Source organism: Chitinophaga sp. sic0106 (assembly GCF_019219075.1).
GTDB lineage: Bacteria > Bacteroidota > Bacteroidia > Chitinophagales > Chitinophagaceae > Chitinophaga.
Genome location: NZ_JAHUWJ010000023.1, coordinates 31,794 through 49,031, shown reverse-complemented (window position 1 = coordinate 49,031; position 17,238 = coordinate 31,794). Strand labels below are relative to the sequence as shown.

The window sequence follows — 17,238 nt, the reverse complement described above, 5'->3', positions numbered from 1 at the left end:
ATACTACTATAAACGCACAAGCCAGTCCAATTGTTACGGCATCATACACAATAACTTACGCACTCATAAGGGTTTTGCCGTAAAATATATACGTAAATGTTAGACGGTAATAGTTAATAAACGTTAAAAGCGGTCAGGAAATTTTGCTCCAGACTGTTTTACTTCGTTGTGCGGCCAGAAAATCCCGGAGTCCCTGATTTTCAGGCAATACGAGGTCTACGTCGTGCTGCAGCAGTTTTTCGGCGCTGTTGCGGGCGGCATCCAGGATGGGTTTATCGGCCAGGATGTCGGCCAGTTTGAAGTCGAGCACCCCGCTTTGGCGGGTACCTTCGATATCTCCCGGGCCACGGAGTTCCATATCTTTTTCCGAAATGATAAAACCGTTGTTCGTTTGTACCATTACGTTAATACGTTCTTTGGAGTCTTTGCTCACTTTATTACCGGTCATGAGTACACAAAAGGATTGCTCTGCACCGCGTCCTACGCGGCCTCGCAGCTGGTGTAGCTGGGAAAGGCCGAAGCGCTCGGTGCTTTCGATCACCATTACGGAGGCGTTGGGTACGTTTACGCCTACTTCGATCACGGTGGTGGCCACCATGATGTTCGTGTCGCCGGAAACGAAGCGTTGCATATTGGTTTCGCGCTGGTCCGCCGGCTGGCGGCCATGCACCATGCTGATATAATATTGAGGCTCAGGGAAGAAGGCTTTTACTTCTTCATATCCTTTCATCAGGTTTTCGTAGTCCAGCTTTTCTGAGTCTTCGATAAGCGGGTATACGATATAGGCCTGCCGGCCTTTTTTCACTTCTTCTTTGATGAAGTCCATTACCTGTGGCCGTTGGAATTCGGTACGGTGTACGGTGGTAATGGGCTTGCGGCCTGGCGGCATTTCATCTATCACGGATACGTCGAGGTCGCCGTAAACGGTCATGGCCAGCGTGCGTGGGATAGGCGTTGCCGTCATAACGAGCACATGTGGAGGGATGTTATTTTTTTCCCACAGGCGTGCCCGTTGTGCTACCCCGAAGCGGTGTTGCTCATCGATGATAGCCATACCGAGGTTTTGGAATTCCACTTCTTTTTCCAGCAGGGCATGCGTACCTACCAGCAATTGTATGGAACCTTCTTTTGCACCTTGCAGCACCTGCTTCCGTGCTTTGCCTTTTACGCTGCCGGTGAGCAATGCTACGTTGAGCGGCATGGGTGCCAGCAGTTCGGAAATACCTTTAAAATGTTGCTGGGAAAGAATTTCAGTGGGTGCCATGAGGCAGGCCTGGAAACCATTGTCGATGGCGAGCAGCGCGGTGAGCAGTGCCACCATGGTTTTGCCGCTGCCTACGTCGCCTTGCAGGAGGCGGTTCATCTGGCGGCCATGCATGGTGTCCTGCCTGATTTCTTTCAGTACACGTTTTTGGGCACCTGTGAGGTCAAAGGGGAGATGGTTATTGTAAAAGTCATTGAAATGTTCCCCTACTGCACCAAATATATAGCCATGTGAGAGCTTCTGCCGGCGGATTTTGAGTCGGCAGATGCGTATCTGAGCGATGAACAGTTCTTCAAATTTCAGTCGGCGTTGGGCCTGATGGGACTCCTCTTCACTGAGTGGCCAGTGGATTTTGTAATGCGCCAGGGAGCGGGGCATCAGCCGGTATTGCTGGACTATATCCGCCGGAATATTTTCCCTGATTTCCTGTGGCGATAATTGCTCCAGCAGGTTTTTGGTAAGTTTTCCTATAGCCTTTGCCGTTAGTCCCCGTGCTTTCAGTTTTTCGGTGGTGTAGTATACCGGTTCCAGAAACTGTTTGCCGGTAGCGGAAACTTCGGCGAGAGGGTCCATTTCAGGGTGGGCGATTTGTATAGCGCCGTTGAAGGTGGAAACTTTTCCGTATACCACATAGCCGGAGTTGAGCTGTACGGATTTCTGCATCCATTGCCAGCCCTGGAACCACACGAGATCTATTGTTCCGGTTTCATCTTTCAGGGTGGCCACTAATCTCTTCCCACGATTTTCCCCTATTACTTCCATATGCACAATGCGGCCGCGTAGCTGCACGTAATCATCATATCCGCTGACATCGCGGATCATATCGAACTTCGTTTTGTCCACATACCGGAAAGGAAAGTATTGCAGCAGGTCTCCAAACGTATGGATACTAAGTTCCTTACGCAGCAGTTCCCCCCGTTGCGGGCCTACTCCTTTCAGGTATTCGATCGGATTGGATAATATGGCGGTGAATGTGGAAATAGGTTACAAATTTGTTCAGGCTACAAAAATAAAAAAGGCAAGTGGTAAAAATTCACCACCTGCCTTTTTCTATAAAAAACAATTATAACACTTAGTTATTCGGCAGAAGCTTCTACTTTACCGTTTACGAAGAGCTTCATCCATTCGGTAGTCACAGACTTAGGTCTTTCCAGTGACAGGCCGAGGGCGCGGTCCCAGCAGAGGGAAGCCAGTACGCCGAGGGCGCGGGAAACACCGAACAGTACAGTGTAGAATTCATATTCTACCATGCCGTAGTGTACGAGTAAAGCGCCGGAGTGTGCATCTACGTTAGGCCAAGGATTTTTCACCTTACCCAGTTCCTGCAGGATTGGCGGAACGGTTTCATACACCATCCATACGATTCTTACCAGTTCATCATTTGGCAGGTGAGATTTTGCAAACTCCATCTGCGCGGTGAAGCGTGGATCGGTTTTGCGCAGTACGGCATGACCGTAACCTGGCACTACTTTACCGTCGGAGAGCGTTTTACGTACGTAAGCAGCAATTTCATCTTTGGTTGGCATACCACCACCCAGTTCTTCACGCATCTGGAGAATCCATTTGATCACTTCCTGGTTGGCAAGACCGTGCAGCGGGCCGGCCAGACCGTTCATACCGGCAGCGAAAGCCAGGTATGGATCACTCAGGGCAGAACCTACGAGGTGGGTCGTGTGTGCGCTCACGTTACCACCTTCGTGATCCGCGTGAATCACCATGTACAGGCGCATCAGTTCACGGAAGCCTTCGTCGGAATAACCCAGCATGTGTGCGAAGTTACCCGCCCAGTCCAGCATACCGTTTGGCTGAATGTGGTCACCATTTTTATATTTACGACGGTAGATATATGCAGCAATGCGAGGCAGGCGTGCAATGAGGTTTAAGGTATCCTCATACACGTAGCTCCAGTAATCTTTTTTGTTGGTACCTTCTGCGTAAGCTTTAGCGAAAACAGATTCGGTTTGCAGTGCCATGATACCTACGGTAAACATGGTCATGGGGTGTGTAGAAATAGGCAAAGCTTCGATCGCGTCAAATACGTGGTTAGGCACGTGTGAGCGGCGACCCAGCAAGCTGGATATATATTGTACATCTGCTTCACCTGGCAGTTCACCGATCAGCATCAGGTAAAATAAACCTTCCGGCAGCGGCTCCGCGCCACCCGGTGCTTTTGGTAATGCCTCTCTCAGTTCGGGAATGGAATATCCGCGGAAACGAATACCCTCATTAGCGTCCAGCAAGGAAGTTTCAGTAACCAGTCCGGTAATACCGCGCATACCCTGGTATACCTGTGCAAGTGTGACATCCTCAATTTTGGTGGTGCCGTGGTTCTTCAACAGGTCTTTTACTTCAGCGTTCAGTTCATCCGCCTTAGCCTTGAATTTTTCTTTTATGTACCCCATTTTACTGCTATTGTTTATATAATGAAAACAAAATCGATCAATTGTCAAAAGTAATGATTTGTTAACGAAGTTACCACCCTTCAGCGATTTTTAATGGCAAATTAACAACAAAATCATGTGCATTCCGGTCACATTTCAGGTGCAGGAATATCATTTTTACTTACTTGAAATCAACATCTTACAAGTATAAAAAATAAAATACTTATAATAGATAAAGAAATTGTAAATTTTTTCAGAATGAATTGAAAATATTGAAAATAGGGATAGGATTTTTTGATGATTCTGCATTGTTGGTGGTGCAATTTCTGTAGCAGAAATTGCACCGGAGGCCGGGGCCGGCCTGCCAGCCCTTAAATTCTTCTCCATGTTTGGGTAGTGGTAGGGCCGATAGCCCTACCACTACCCAGGCTTTCATCTCTGCCGAAGGCTGAGATGAAAGCCTGGGTAACAAAAACGGCCCGCAACCGCGGGCCGTTTCAAATAAATTTATCCTGATAGCATCACTTAGGTGCTTTCCTGTATAAATAAATCGCGAGCCCCCCGAAGATGAAATTCGGTATCCACACTGCCAGCAGGGGATTCAGGTCCGCCTTCACGGAAAATACCGTCGCAAACTGTAGGGCAATGATATAAGTAGCACTGATCACAATCCCTACCGCCAGGTGTAAACCACTACCGCCCCTCACCTTTTTGGCGGCAATGATGCCACCAATCAGTGTGAGCACCACCACTGCCGCGGCAGCTGCGGTTCTACGGTAATATTCCACCCAATAGGTATTGAGGCCTTCTGCCCCTCTGATAGCCTCCCGCTTTATATAGCGGCGAAGTTCAGGGGTGGTCATCGCCTCCTGCATATTCTTTTCCTCTACGAGGTCCTTGGGAGTCAAAGCTATCTTGAGCATGGTATCCTGCTTACTTTGCCAGGTTTCCTTCAGTCCGTCCATGGTGCGGATGGTGACATAATCCAGTCGCCACTTTTTAGCGGTACTATCCCAGGAGGCCCTGTCGGCACGCATCCTGAAAGTCACCTCCTGCCCTTTCACCTTCTGCAATACAAAGGAAGAACCGTTGCCGTAGTTGGGATCATAGGTGCCGAAGGTTACATAGGTGAAGCTGTCGATGCGGGTGCTGCGGTCGAACTGTGTATTCTGGTTATCGTGACTGCGGAGGTATTTATTTTCAAAGGTTGTACGAATGCGGTTGGCATTGGGTACTACCCAGAAGTTTGCCAGCCAGAGGATACCTCCAAACAGGAAGGCTCCCATCCAGTAGGCGCGCAGGAAACGTCTGAAGCTTACGCCGGCACTCAAAATAGCGATGATCTCAGACCGGTACGCCATTTTAGAAGTGAAAAAGATAACAGACAGGAAGATAAACAGCGGAAACAGTAACGCCAGAATGTGCGGGATAAAGCCGAAATAATAGTCCACCACGATTTGCCGCAGTGAAAGATTATTATTCATAAAGTCGTCCACTTTCTCCGTAATGTCAATTACCACGGAGATCAAGAGAAAGATCGCCAGCGAATAAATAAAGGTACCTATCAGCTTACGTAATATATACCAGTCTATTTTCGTAATTAATTTCGGCATGAACCCAAAGATATTAGTTTATTGGATTATTTGAATGACTGGTATTATAAACGTGTTTTCAACTGCGCAATCATTTTCGGCTTCCAGGTGCTGAAAGTGCCTGCAAGAATCTGTTTGCGGGCTTCTTTCACCAGTTCCAGGTAAAATGCCAGGTTGTGAACACTGGCAAGCGTCATGCCTAAAATTTCTCCGGCCGCAAAAAGGTGGCGGATATAGGCCTTGCTGTAATCACGGGTGGCAAAGCATTCGCTGTTGGCATCGATAGGCGTGAAGTCGTCCGCCCATTTTTTATTTTTGATGTTGATGACCCCGTTCCAGGTAAATAGCATCCCGTTACGGCCATTACGCGTTGGCATAACACAATCGAACATATCCACGCCCAGGGAGATATTCTCCAGGATGTTCCAGGGGGTACCTACGCCCATGAGGTAGCGTGGTTTTTCTACCGGGAGGATATCACATACCAGTTCGCACATTTCGTACATATCTTCTTCAGGCTCTCCTACGCTGAGGCCACCGATGGCGTTACCAGCCGCGCCGCGACTGGCAATAAATTCCGCCGAGGCTTTTCTCAGGTCTTTATAGGTGCTGCCCTGCACGATCGGGAACAGGGTTTGCTCGTGGCCGTAGGCCGGCATTGTTTCACCGAGGCGCTTGATACAGCGGTCCAGCCAGCGATGGGTCAGGTCCATCGATTTACGGGCATATCTGTATTCGGAGGGATACGGCGGGCATTCATCAAAAGCCATGATAATATCGGCTCCGATGGTGCGCTGTATGTCCATTACGTTTTCAGGGGTAAACAGGTGGCGTGATCCGTCGATATGGGACTGGAACACCACCCCTTCTTCCTTGATTTTCCGGTTGTTAGCCAGGGAAAACACCTGGTATCCGCCGCTATCTGTTAATATTGGCCGGTCCCAGCCGTTGAATTTATGGAGTCCGCCGGCTTTGGACAGTACTTCCAGCCCCGGGCGCAGGTAAAGATGATAGGTGTTACCCAGGATAATCTGGGCCTGCACCGCGTCGCGCAGTTGTTCCTGGGTCACCGCTTTCACGCTGCCTACCGTACCAACCGGCATAAATATCGGTGTTTCTATTTCTCCGTGGGCGGTAGTAATTTTCCCAGCCCTGGCCTTACTGCCATTATCTGTGGTTATCAGTTCAAAATTCACGAGATTTCCATTTCAGCGTGCAAAGATACCGATTTGCCGGTCGAATTCTGCATTATTACAAAGCAGTTTAAACGTTAAATAATTTATCTTTTTACAGATATTAAAATTATTATATTTTTGCCTCCATTATGTTTGACCATCTGGGTGAAATTGCCTTATATTCCTTTGCCGTAATTGCAGGAATTCAGATATGCTATTATCTCTTCATCTTTTCCAGGGTAGCTTTTTACTCCCGGAAATTTGAGCAGGACCAGCCGCCGGCTGAGAAATTTTCAGTTATCATCTGTGCCAAGGATGAGGAATTGAATCTCCAGCGCAACCTCCCCGGAGTGTTGCAGCAGCGCTATCATCATCACCTGACCCCTGATTATGAGGTGATTGTGGTAAATGACAACTCCGAAGACGATAGCCGTTACTATCTCCAATCCATAGAGCCCGGTTATCCACATTACCGGACGATAGAAATCAAACAACCCGCTAAGTTTATCCCCGGGAAGAAATTTCCGTTGTCGATGGGCCTGCGTGGTGCGGCACATGAAAATGTGCTGCTGACGGATGCGGACTGTAAACCGGCCAGTACTTACTGGTTATCATTAATGAGTCAGGGTTTTACAGAGAATAAGGAGATCGTGCTGGGATATGGCGCGTACCATAAGAAACCGGGCTTTCTCAATAAGGTGATCCGCTACGAAACCTTCTTCAGCGCGTTGCAGCACCTGTCTTTCGCCATGAGCGGCATGGCCTACATGGGCGTGGGCCGCAACCTGGCCTACAAGCGGGAGCTGTTTTACCGTCACAAGGGCTTTACCAGTCACCAGCATCTGGCCGGTGGCGACGATGATCTGTTTGTAAACACTGCCGCCAACCGCAAAAACGTAGGCGTGGTGATTCATAAAAAAGCATTCACCTATTCCGAGCCCAAAACATCCTGGAACAGCTGGTTCAGGCAAAAAACCAGGCATATGACCACTGGAAAGCATTACCGCTTTTTCCACAAAATGGTGCTGGGCCTGTTTTCCTTAACGCATTTCCTCTTTTACCCGGCATTCATATTTACCCTGTTTTTCCCAGCGCCGCTATTGTGGTACTCCCTGGGTATTTTTGGCGGTAAACTACTGATTCAGACTATCATCAACTTCTGCGCCATGCGCAAGCTCGACGAAAGAGACTTGTTTAAATATGCCTGGTTCATGGATATTTTCATGCTGCTGTATTACGTGGTATTTACACCTGCCCTTTTGATTAAATCCAAAAACCGCTGGTAAGCTTGTTCATTGTGGAATAAGTTTATTTTTGCAGCATGGAGATTATTTTAAAGTATTTCAGCGACTTCACGCCGGCACAGCTGGCGCAGTTTGAAGCGTTAAAGGGATTGTACAGCGAATGGAACGAGAAGATCAACGTCATTTCCAGGAAAGATATTGATGCCCTGTACGAAAAGCACGTATTACACTCACTGAGCATTGCGGCCATCGCCGATTTCACACCAGGCACCCAGATTATTGATTTGGGCACCGGTGGTGGATTTCCCGGCATTCCGCTGGCGATCTTCTTCCCTGAAGTACAGTTCCACCTGGTAGACTCCATAGGTAAAAAGATTAAAGTGGTAGAAGGTGTAGCCGCTGAGCTGGGCCTCAAAAATGTAACTGCCGCGCACACACGCGCAGAAGAAATCAAAAACCGCAAATTCGATATCGTTGTTTCCCGGGCCGTGGCTCCATTAGGGGACCTCTGGCGTTGGAGCAAGCACCTGATGAAAAAATCCACCATTCCCGGCAAGCAGTTCGAAAAAGGGCTGATCTGCCTCAAAGGCGGCGACCTTGCCCAGGAAATCTCCGAAAGTGGACTCAGACCCAGGTTAATAGACATATACGACATCTTCCCCGAAGAAAGTTTCAAGACGAAATACATTGTGATGGCCAAGAACTAGACCGTTTTTTGGGGAGCCCGCGTTGATAATTTCTGCATCTGCTAAAATATCCGGCATACTGGATCGTCTTCAATAACAAGATGAAACAGTTGCTCCTATCAAATACAGTTATGGCCCAAGAGCAAAATGAGCGTATAGAAGCGGCGGTAAAACAGGAGAGCAAGCGCTTGCTCAACTTTATCCGTCAGCGGGTGAGCAATGTATCAGATGCCGAGGATATCCTGCAGGACGTACTTTATCAGTTCACAGAATATCTCCGCCTGGGAAGCCAGGTTGATTCCATTACCGGCTGGTTATTTTCCGTTGCACGCAACCGGATTACCGACTGGTTCAGGAAGAAGAAAGAAACTCCTTTTGCAGAATATACACATGAAATAGAAGGAGAAGAAGTCCTCTTCCTGCCGGAAATCATCGCTGATACCTCCATGGAAGCCGATACGCCCATGATGCAGCGAATCATTTCAGAAGCTATTACAGCTGCCATTGAAGACCTGCCTTCCGAGCAGAAACAAGTATTCATAGGCCACGAAATTCTGGGTAAATCTTTCAAGGAAATGAGTGCAGAAACCGGCGTGAGTATAAACACACTACTCTCCCGCAAACGCTATGCAGTATTGTTTCTTAGGGAGCGATTAGGAGAACTGTATCGTGAAATTGTTAATAACTGATTAAACTGACTTTTTATATGGGACGATTCAGACGTGGGTTTGATTTTAAAACAAAATTACTGATGGGCCTTTGCGGAATCGCATTTGTAGCTGCTGTAATTTTCGTGACGATGACCCTTTGGAACTGGCTGATACCAGAGTTGTTCAATGGTCCGGCAGTCACCTACTGGCAAGCCTTTGGCTTACTGTTACTGGGTAAATTGCTCTTTGGCTGGCATAACAATGGTGGCCGCAGGTTCGGCAGCCGCCGTGCAGAATGGAAAGATCGCTTCCGCGATAAATGGCAGAATATGTCCGCAGAAGACCAACAGGAACTACGTGATAAAATGCGTGACCGTTGCAGGGGCTGGAACCGGTGGACACCCGATGCCCGGGACGAAGAAAATAAGGAGAAGTTCCAATAGCATCTCCCCGAAAATTAAATTATTTGCTCTGTAAATAAAGCTTTCGCCAGCGTTACTTCCCCAAAATCAGCATAGGTCAAAGCAATGTCCGGAATAATAATTGAGCCTGCAAACGGCGTCAGATAATTGTAATCATACAATGCTTTGACCTCCTCAGCTGTATCAGGCCCCCAATCGGGCGAAATATCATAACTAATACTTCGATTGATCAGCCGGGGCTCACCGCCTTCCGTTACCAGATCAGCTGTGGAGCGGTACACTTCATAATACGGCGCAAGAATACTCCAGCTGATCACCAGTTTATCCGCCTTACCTGCATCACGACTCACGTCGATTATCAACTGACGGCAACGGTTTATGCCATGTGGGTTTGTAACATCTGCCACCCTGGATTTTCCGTAAACGGCCACCATGAAGGCACAAAATTGCAGCCATACAGTGGTATCTGCCTGCGCCGCTGCCCATTTTTCAGCTAAGCGCTTCGTAGCAGAAGTGTTGGACCAGGCTTCGATATCGGTAGTAGGATTCATCCCCCTGGGAATATATTCGTACACCGTGTGAATTAATTCATGATATGGTTCCAATGAATACGGTTATATGGTTAAAAGCTGAAATAAATATATATAAAATATTGGAAAGATAGGACACCAATCCATTGTTCGTATTATATTTAACTACATGTGAAGTTTTTAAAGCGATTATATATTTCTAACTCATCCGCTATAATTAAAATTAAATATTTCATTAAACAATATATTGGCGGCTTGCAAAAACTGGCGTAACTTCAGGGAGCTAGCAATAAGGCCCAGGTATATTGACTAAAGGCGCCCAGGTATTGTGACTTTTTTGTACCCTTTAAATCGAATTTCCTATGTACCTGAACCAGCACGAGATACAAACTCTACTTGACAAAAGCTTCGACAATTTCGTCGACTATGTAAACACGCTGCCAGATCATCGATTTACTGCATCTCCTTATGGGAAATGGTCTGCCGGTCAGCAAATGGATCATCTTATCAAATCGGTAAGACCAGTAACCAGCGCAATGGGATTTCCTAAGTTCACCCTCCGGTATTTCGGAGTCAGTCCACAACCCTCCCGTTCTTACGATGTGCTGGTACAACATTACCAGGATAAACTGGCGCAAGGAGCCACTACCACAGTGCCTTACCAACCCGCCGTTATCTATAACGCACAACGCCAGCCGTTATTACAAAGCTTCATCGGGCAAAAGTACCGGCTGAAAGAAAAGTTAAGTAACTGGTCGGAAAATGACCTGGATAAATACCGGCTCCCACACCCTTTGCTTGGTAAACTTACGGTGCGTGAAATGCTGTATTTTACAGCGCATCATAATCAGCATCACCTGGAAAAACTGAAGTTCCAGGAACAGCATGCGCAGGCCTGGGAGAATCAATTACAGCAACTAATTTTCTAGTAAATTTTTAATAACGAAAAAGCCCCATCACCTTCGGCGATGGGGCTTTTTCGTTTATCCGGGTGCCCGGATAAACGAAAGGCTGATAACTATTCGGCTACTGCCTTATTATTACTTCTGTCCAGATCCGCCAGTCGCTGACTAGGATCTATCTCAATAGATTTAAGCTGATTAAACGGCAGTTCCACTTCCACCTCATAGGTTGGATGCGTCCAGAACCAGCCTGGTTTTACCACACGTTTTACCGCCGGATCTTCATTTGGTTTTTCACCAAACATGATCGACAACGGGATATAATACATCGTTTTATTACCACTTTTATCTGTCACCAACAGATCAACCGGCATCGGGAACTCACCAATGCGGCGCAGTCGGATAACAGATTTATTGCCTTTGGCCGCTACAGAGTCAATACCATAGTCGATATGCTTGGTGGTATTGATTAAATACTGCTTGTACCAGTCCAGCTGAATACCGCTTTCCTTCTCCATCACGCGAACAAAATCGTTGGCATTCGGATGTTTGAAACGCCATTCGTTGTAATAGCGGATCAGGCCACTGTCGCGCACCTGCGCTCCGATTACATAACCCAGCTGCTCTAAGAACACGGCTCCTTTACGATAAGCGTTGTTGCTATAACCGTAGTTGGAACTATAATGATCAGAGTGGGTGGTAGCAGGTTCTTCGAAAGCGCTTTTTGCCAGGCGGATATAGCCGTTGTAGGTATCTTCCATTGGCCATTTGCCTTTCAGGCTATCCACGGTGTTATAGATGGTATTTTCTTCTGCAAAGGTGGTAAAACCTTCATCCATCCAGGGATACAGGCTTTCGTTAGTCGCCAGCATACCCTGGTACCAGCTGTGCATCCATTCGTGCATAGCCACGCCGTATAAGCCGGAGGCGGTACCGTTACCGAGGATCAGGGTTGCCATCGGGTATTCCATACCACCATCGCCGCCCTGGATAAAGGAGTACTGCTTGTAAGGATAAGCGCCGTAATGCTTTTTGATATAGGCGTAGGCTTTAGGAATCGCTTTTGCCAATGCAGGCCAGGTATCCCTGGTTTTATCATTTTCGATATAGAAGAAATGCGCTGTAAAGCCATCTACTTCCTGGGTGATGTGCTTGTATTCCGTATCAGCCGCCCACACGAAATCGTGTACGTTAGGTGCAATAAATTGCCAGGTTTGAATATCGCCGGCAGGACGTTTTACCATCGCGCCGGGTTTACCATATCCGTGTCCCACTACATCCGGGTTTTGGAGGTAACCGGTAGCGGCAATGGTGTATTTACGATCCATGTGAATAGTGACATCGTAATCTCCCCAAACCCCATAAAACTCTCGTGCGATATAGGGCGTAGGATGCCAGCCTTCATAATCATATTCGGCCATTTTTGGATACCACTGCGCCATGGAGAAATCTACCCCTTCATTGTTATTACGGCCACTGCGGCGGATCTGCACCGGCACCTGCGATTCAAATTCCATGTCAAATACCGCTTTGGAATTTGGCAGGATAGGTTTATCCAAAGGCACTTCGAGTATGGTTTCCACCACTTTAAATGCCTGCGGCTTTCCATCTCTGGTCAGAGAAATGATTTTCTGGTAGCCGATTTCATCCGGTTTCAGGTTAGCGATACGATCTTTTACGCGGCCGTCCCAGTCCAGTACATCCGTCCCTGCCTTACTTTTCCCGATCACCACTTTTCCCAGCTCGCGGCTGCGCACGTCCATCATGCTGTTTGGCTGAAATGCGTTCCAGTAAAGGTGATAGAATACTTTCTTCAGCGTATCAGGAGAGTTGTTGTAATATTCCAGATGTTGCTTACCCGTGAATTTATTTGCAGGCGCGTCAACCTTAATATCCATCGTGTATTTCACTCGTTGCTGCCAGCGGTCTGATTGTGCTTGCAGCTGTAACCAACTACCTGTGGCGAGGGCCAGTGCCAGGCAGCCTCCGATAACCGGGTGCTTCATGCTGTTAGATTTTGTTCAGGCTGCGAAAATAAACAATTCAAGATAAGAAGTGGTGCAATTGTATGAGCGGTCAGGCGTAGGTGATATGCCTGAGTGGCAGCTGCATGAAGTTCGCATAATGGTGGCAGGCGGCCTCCAATACTTTTTTTTCTGTTTTTTTAAGGAGATGGAAGGGCTGTAGCTCAATGTCTACGCAGTCTTTAACAATAGTACGTTTCCAGAGGCCAGCCAGCTGGCCATTCAGCAGCATGATCGGATGAAAAATACCGTTGGAGGTCATTGCCTTTCCTTTATGGGCATCCGGCGTCATGGCGGAGCGGTCTTTGTAGGCCACCAGGATTTCGTCGAAAGCGGGTAGCAGCAGGGCGGGTGGCACTTGCCCGGCTGATTGCTGCAATCCTTTGCTACACCAATATACCGACTTATCAAGCGTGATACATTCCAGGGATGGCCGGGCTATTTCCAGGCCCACATTAGCTTCTTTCAGGGTAATACCTCCATAGGTCATAAAATCCGCTACGGTGGCCGGTCCGTGACTGGTAAAGAACCGTGTGGCCAGCATGCCCAAAGCAGCTTCGGCAGAAACTGCATTGGTACCCGGACTCCACTCATCCAACAGGGTAAAGGTAAACTGCTTGCCTTTGAGCGGGCCGTGGCAAATGATTCCTTCCAGGGATGCCCGCTGCAGCAGGTACATCATGTAGTTTTTACTGAATTTATGGCGGGTGATCAGTTCTTCGATTTCACTTTTCAGCAGCTGGCGGCCGCCTTTCATTTCGCTACGGAGGAGTTTAAATATTTTAGGATATACCGCTGCGTCCACATCAAGTGCCGTTTCCGGGGCTTTCAGCCGCTGCTGCAGGCGATCTTTCACGAGGGCCGTCATCCAGCGGATATCCTCCGGTACCATCAGGTGCAGGGTACCCCTGAATACCCAGGTACGAATAATTTTAGCCTGGTGGATGGCTTTTTCCACAGCCGGAAGGGTTGCAGCGGGCAAACGTGTGCCTATGGCGTATTTGCCTGCATGGTAGTCCTGCGCCTGCATGGGCCCCATGTAGGCCACCAGCGCCTGCGGCGTTTTATAGCCGTGATGCGACAGCTGTTGTGCGTGTAATCGTAAACGTGCGATATCGGATATAAGCATCGGAGTAGTTTATATCACAAAATAACCAGCGGGCCGTGACAGCCTTATGTCAGCAGTTATAAAATTATTCTGCGCCCTGTACCACCACTACAATTTCCCCTTTCACACCTTTCTCTTTGAAGTAGTCAGCTACTTCACGAAGGGTACCTCTTTTATTTTCTTCAAACATTTTGGTGAGCTCCCTGCTAACACAGCACTGGCGGTCGGCTCCGAAGTATTGGATCAGGTCTTCCAGGGTGCGTACGAGCCGCATAGGCGATTCATAAAATACGATGGCACGTTCTTCCGTGGCCAGTTGTGTAAACAGGGTATGCCTACCTTTTTTCAGCGGCAGGAAACCTTCGAAAATAAAGCGGTTCATGGGAATGCCGCTGTTGACCAGGGCGGGCACGAAGGCGGTGGCGCCGGGCAGGCATTCCACGGGAACACCGTTGCGGATACACTCTCTTACCAGCAGGAAGCCGGGATCGGATACACCGGGCGTACCGGCATCGGTGAGCAGGGCCATGGATTTACCTTGCTGGAGCTGGTCTACCAGGTGTTGGGCTACCTTATGCTCGTTGTGCTGGTGGTATGGTGTGATGGGTTTGTTGATGTTGTAGTGACGGAGCAATACACTGGAGGTACGGGTATCTTCCGCCAGGATAAGGTCGGCTTCTTCCAGTACTTTAACTGCTCTGTAGGTGATATCAGCGAGGTTGCCGATGGGAGATGGAACGATTATTAATTTCATTATTATTTTTTTGCGCGGGAGGCTGACTAAAAATGTATCCCTGCCGGGCAGGTAAAGGAAACTAACCCGTTTACACGGTGCCTGGCCCCTTCATTTTACTTTTTAGTAAGCCCCCGGAGGGGTAAGTGGCGATGCCCCTTACTTCTCCGGGTTTTTACAAACCTACGTCAAAAAAATGATTACGCCTGTTTCGCCTTCATTGGCGGGAACAATAGCGATAAGATAACGTACACGACAAAGATAAACGGCACGGCGGCAAACTTCAGTACCGGAATACTTACAACGGCCAGTACGACTAGTAATAACCGTGTCCAGTTTGCTTTCAGCGACTTCTCTTTCACTTTAAGACTAAGCATTGGTATTTCTGCGACCATGAGGTAGCAGAGTAATGCGATGATGGTATACAGTACCCATATGTTCTGGAACCAGTGTCCGAGATTATAGGGATTGAACAGTACTATCAGCGGGAAAGAAGCTACCAGCAGGCCTACAGCGGGGGTAGGCACGCCAATAAAGTTTTCGGACTGGCGGGTATCCAGGTTGAATTTTGCGAGGCGGTATGCGGCAAAGCAGGGCACCAGTAAGGCCGGAGCCAGGTTCACGACCGATACATCGAAAACATCGGGTTCCTGGAAATAGGCACTGCGCAGGAGCCGGTACAGCATCATTCCTGGCACTACGCCGAAGGTAACCACATCGGCCAGTGAGTCCAGTTCTTTACCCATGGGGGATTGCACGTTGAGGAGTCGGGCTACCATACCATCGAAGAAGTCGAACACGGCTGCCAGTACTACCAGTGCAGAAGCCCAGTAAACAGGTGCGGGAGTGATCACCGTATAGTCGGTACCGTTAAAATCGGCCCTGAATTCGGGCGCATGTAACACGCAGATAATAGCCAGGGCTCCGCAAAAAAGGTTACATAGGGTAATAATATTGGGTATTTGTCGCATGCTGCAATTGTAGTTAGCGAAAAAAGCCCCCCACTGGGTGAGGGGCCGGTTTTATTATTTCATTAAAGCTTCGATTTCGTCGGCGGTAATCGGGATGTTTTTCATCAGGTCCACGTTGCCGTTAGCGGTGATCCAGTAGTTATTTTCGATACGGATCCCCATTTGTTCCTGTTCTATGTAGATACCAGGTTCGATGGTGAGCACTGCTCCTTCAGGGATTGGCTGGAGGAAGGAAGGGCCCAGATCGTGTACATCCACACCGAGGTGGTGGGAGATACCGTGGTAGAGGTACTTGCGGTAGGCAGGTACTTCAGGGTCCTGGTTTTTAACATCGGCTTCGGTGAGGAGGCCGAGTTTAATGAATTCTTTGGTAGCTTCTTCGCCCATCATTTCATGGTATTTAGCCAGGGTGATGCCTGGGCGGAGAATGGAAACGGCGTAGTGGTGCAGGTGCAGGCAGGCATCGTATACCTGGCGCTGGCGGGGTGTAAACTTACCGTTAACAGGCACCGTCCGTGTGAGGTCAGCGTTGTAGCCACCATATTCAGCACCGAAGTCCATGAGGATCAGTTCACCATCTTTACACTCCGCATTGTTAAACACGTAGTGGAGTGTGCGGGCGCGGTCGCCGGAGGCGATGATGGAGCCATAAGCCTCTCCTGCGGAGCGGTTGCGCAGGAATTCATGTACAATTTCTGCCTGGATTTCGTGTTCGTATACGCCGGGTTTAATGAAACCGCATACACGGCGGAATGCTTTTTCGGTAATATCCATGGCTACCTGCATTACTTTAATTTCTTCCGGCGATTTAACGGCACGCAGTTCTTTGAAGATGGTGGCGGCGCGCAGGAAGTTGTGCAGCGGGTAACGTTCTTTCATTTCGGCGGCGTAGCGATAGTCGCGAACGGGAACGTAGTTGGATTTACGGTTATTTTCGTTGGTGTTCAGGTAAATATTTTCCGCTTCGTGCACCCATTGCTGGAGCAGTGCGTCGAGGGCGTCGAGCCACACGATGGTGGTCATTCCGGAAATTGCGGTTGCTTCTTCTCTTCTCAGGCGTTTGCCATCCCACTTTTCTTTCAACTCGTTAGGGCGCACCAGCACCAATACTTCGCGGTATTTGGGATCAGGATTATCCGGGTAGAGGACTACCATGGTATCTTCCTGGTCTATGCCTGTAAGCCAGTACAGGTCGGAGTTCTGTTTAAATTTGAACAGTGCGTCGCCATTGGTTGGAAGTTCATCGTTGGAATTGACAATAGCAATTGAGTGAGGCTTCATTTTGGCCACAAATCGCTGGCGGTTCTTTGTGAACAGCTGCGGGTCCAAAGGCAGATTCTTCATATCTCTAATTTTCAATGAGGGTTCAAACTTAGGGAAAGTTTGTCAGTTTGGGCTTAGGTAAATGTATAAAAGGTATTTTTTTTAGGGAGATGATCACCTGCACGGTTTACTACGTTGATCACGTGGCGGGGGTTTGGCAACCGGGGCATTAATGCAGTAAAATGAAATCGTTGTCCTGAGAATTCCACATCTCCCCGGTATATATATAAGCT

15 protein-coding genes are annotated in these 17,238 nt (G+C 48.4%); 5 read left to right on the top strand and 10 right to left on the bottom strand.

From position 1 onward, the window contains the following. Window positions 1-133: 133 nt before the first annotated feature. From recG to tgt, 4 genes are all read right to left on the bottom strand, one after another. On the bottom strand, window positions 134-2,227 hold the full coding sequence (recG, locus tag KW844_RS25130; protein WP_218379587.1) for an ATP-dependent DNA helicase RecG: 2,094 nt from the start codon (window positions 2,225-2,227) through the stop codon (window positions 134-136). Between the two features lie 113 nt (window positions 2,228-2,340). Beyond that, window positions 2,341-3,666, bottom strand: coding sequence for a citrate (Si)-synthase, eukaryotic (locus KW844_RS25125; protein WP_218379547.1), 1,326 nt, complete (start codon window positions 3,664-3,666; stop codon window positions 2,341-2,343). A gap of 500 nt (window positions 3,667-4,166) precedes the next feature. Next, window positions 4,167-5,258 carry an LptF/LptG family permease gene (locus tag KW844_RS25120; protein WP_218379546.1) on the bottom strand — a complete coding sequence of 364 codons (1,092 nt, stop codon included), beginning with the start codon at window positions 5,256-5,258 and terminating at the stop codon, window positions 4,167-4,169. A gap of 44 nt (window positions 5,259-5,302) precedes the next feature. Further along, window positions 5,303-6,433: a tRNA guanosine(34) transglycosylase Tgt gene (tgt, locus tag KW844_RS25115; protein ID WP_218379545.1), complete on the bottom strand. Its 1,131-nt coding sequence runs from the start codon at window positions 6,431-6,433 to the stop codon at window positions 5,303-5,305. A gap of 128 nt (window positions 6,434-6,561) precedes the next feature. Here tgt and KW844_RS25110 point away from each other — a divergent pair, with 128 nt between their 5' ends. The 4 genes from KW844_RS25110 (at window position 6,562) to KW844_RS25095 (ending at window position 9,435) form a co-directional block, all read left to right on the top strand. After that, window positions 6,562-7,698, top strand: coding sequence for a glycosyltransferase (locus KW844_RS25110; RefSeq protein ID WP_218379544.1), 1,137 nt, complete (start codon window positions 6,562-6,564; stop codon window positions 7,696-7,698). Between the two features lie 35 nt (window positions 7,699-7,733). After that, window positions 7,734-8,363: a 16S rRNA (guanine(527)-N(7))-methyltransferase RsmG gene (rsmG, locus tag KW844_RS25105; protein WP_218379543.1), complete on the top strand. Its 630-nt coding sequence runs from the start codon at window positions 7,734-7,736 to the stop codon at window positions 8,361-8,363. A gap of 110 nt (window positions 8,364-8,473) precedes the next feature. Further along, on the top strand, window positions 8,474-9,031 hold the full coding sequence (locus tag KW844_RS25100; RefSeq protein ID WP_218379542.1) for an RNA polymerase sigma factor: 558 nt from the start codon (window positions 8,474-8,476) through the stop codon (window positions 9,029-9,031). A 17-nt stretch (window positions 9,032-9,048) separates the two neighbouring features. Then, a complete protein-coding gene (locus KW844_RS25095) occupies window positions 9,049-9,435 on the top strand; it encodes a hypothetical protein (protein WP_218379541.1) in 387 nt (128 codons plus the stop codon). Between the two features lie 14 nt (window positions 9,436-9,449). On the opposite strand, the gene KW844_RS25090 is transcribed toward KW844_RS25095, so the two are convergent. Beyond that, window positions 9,450-9,965, bottom strand: a complete 516-nt coding sequence (locus KW844_RS25090; RefSeq protein WP_218379540.1) for a hypothetical protein — start codon at window positions 9,963-9,965, stop codon at window positions 9,450-9,452. Window positions 9,966-10,306: 341 nt separating this feature from the next. Here KW844_RS25090 and KW844_RS25085 point away from each other — a divergent pair, with 341 nt between their 5' ends. Continuing rightward, complete coding sequence (locus KW844_RS25085; RefSeq protein ID WP_218379539.1) at window positions 10,307-10,873, top strand: DinB family protein; 567 nt, start codon at window positions 10,307-10,309, stop codon at window positions 10,871-10,873. 89 nt (window positions 10,874-10,962) lie between these two features. Here KW844_RS25085 and KW844_RS25080 read toward each other — a convergent pair whose 3' ends face one another. From KW844_RS25080 to KW844_RS25060, 5 genes are all read right to left on the bottom strand, one after another. Beyond that, on the bottom strand, window positions 10,963-12,852 hold the full coding sequence (locus KW844_RS25080) for a M1 family metallopeptidase (protein WP_218379538.1): 1,890 nt from the start codon (window positions 12,850-12,852) through the stop codon (window positions 10,963-10,965). A 70-nt stretch (window positions 12,853-12,922) separates the two neighbouring features. After that, window positions 12,923-13,999 carry a winged helix DNA-binding domain-containing protein gene (locus KW844_RS25075; RefSeq protein WP_218379537.1) on the bottom strand — a complete coding sequence of 359 codons (1,077 nt, stop codon included), beginning with the start codon at window positions 13,997-13,999 and terminating at the stop codon, window positions 12,923-12,925. A 64-nt stretch (window positions 14,000-14,063) separates the two neighbouring features. After that, entirely contained in the window at window positions 14,064-14,732 is a 669-nt protein-coding gene (rsmI, locus tag KW844_RS25070) for a 16S rRNA (cytidine(1402)-2'-O)-methyltransferase (protein ID WP_073077555.1), read from the bottom strand. A 179-nt stretch (window positions 14,733-14,911) separates the two neighbouring features. After that, window positions 14,912-15,682 (bottom strand): CDP-diacylglycerol--serine O-phosphatidyltransferase, encoded by a 771-nt coding sequence (pssA, locus tag KW844_RS25065; protein ID WP_218379536.1) that lies wholly within the window; start codon window positions 15,680-15,682, stop codon window positions 14,912-14,914. A gap of 54 nt (window positions 15,683-15,736) precedes the next feature. Next, window positions 15,737-17,026 carry an aminopeptidase P N-terminal domain-containing protein gene (locus tag KW844_RS25060; protein WP_218379535.1) on the bottom strand — a complete coding sequence of 430 codons (1,290 nt, stop codon included), beginning with the start codon at window positions 17,024-17,026 and terminating at the stop codon, window positions 15,737-15,739. Window positions 17,027-17,238: the final 212 nt, after the last annotated feature.

Bases quoted from the DNA above. Each gene is read 5' to 3' on its own strand.
- KW844_RS25125 (WP_218379547.1), bottom strand. From the start codon at position 3,666: ATGGGGTACATAAAAGAAAAATTCAAGGCTAAGGCGGATGAACTGAAC.
- KW844_RS25095 (WP_218379541.1), top strand. From the start codon at position 9,049: ATGGGACGATTCAGACGTGGGTTTGATTTTAAAACAAAATTACTGATG.
- KW844_RS25090 (WP_218379540.1), bottom strand. From the start codon at position 9,965: ATGAATCCTACTACCGATATCGAAGCCTGGTCCAACACTTCTGCTACG.
- KW844_RS25100 (WP_218379542.1), top strand. From the start codon at position 8,474: ATGGCCCAAGAGCAAAATGAGCGTATAGAAGCGGCGGTAAAACAGGAG.
- KW844_RS25110 (WP_218379544.1), top strand. From the start codon at position 6,562: ATGTTTGACCATCTGGGTGAAATTGCCTTATATTCCTTTGCCGTAATT.
- KW844_RS25060 (WP_218379535.1), bottom strand. From the start codon at position 17,026: ATGAAGAATCTGCCTTTGGACCCGCAGCTGTTCACAAAGAACCGCCAG.
- KW844_RS25075 (WP_218379537.1), bottom strand. From the start codon at position 13,999: ATGCTTATATCCGATATCGCACGTTTACGATTACACGCACAACAGCTG.
- rsmI (WP_073077555.1), bottom strand. From the start codon at position 14,732: ATGAAATTAATAATCGTTCCATCTCCCATCGGCAACCTCGCTGATATC.
- KW844_RS25085 (WP_218379539.1), top strand. From the start codon at position 10,307: ATGTACCTGAACCAGCACGAGATACAAACTCTACTTGACAAAAGCTTC.
- rsmG (WP_218379543.1), top strand. From the start codon at position 7,734: ATGGAGATTATTTTAAAGTATTTCAGCGACTTCACGCCGGCACAGCTG.
- KW844_RS25120 (WP_218379546.1), bottom strand. From the start codon at position 5,258: ATGCCGAAATTAATTACGAAAATAGACTGGTATATATTACGTAAGCTG.
- pssA (WP_218379536.1), bottom strand. From the start codon at position 15,682: ATGCGACAAATACCCAATATTATTACCCTATGTAACCTTTTTTGCGGA.
- KW844_RS25080 (WP_218379538.1), bottom strand. From the start codon at position 12,852: ATGAAGCACCCGGTTATCGGAGGCTGCCTGGCACTGGCCCTCGCCACA.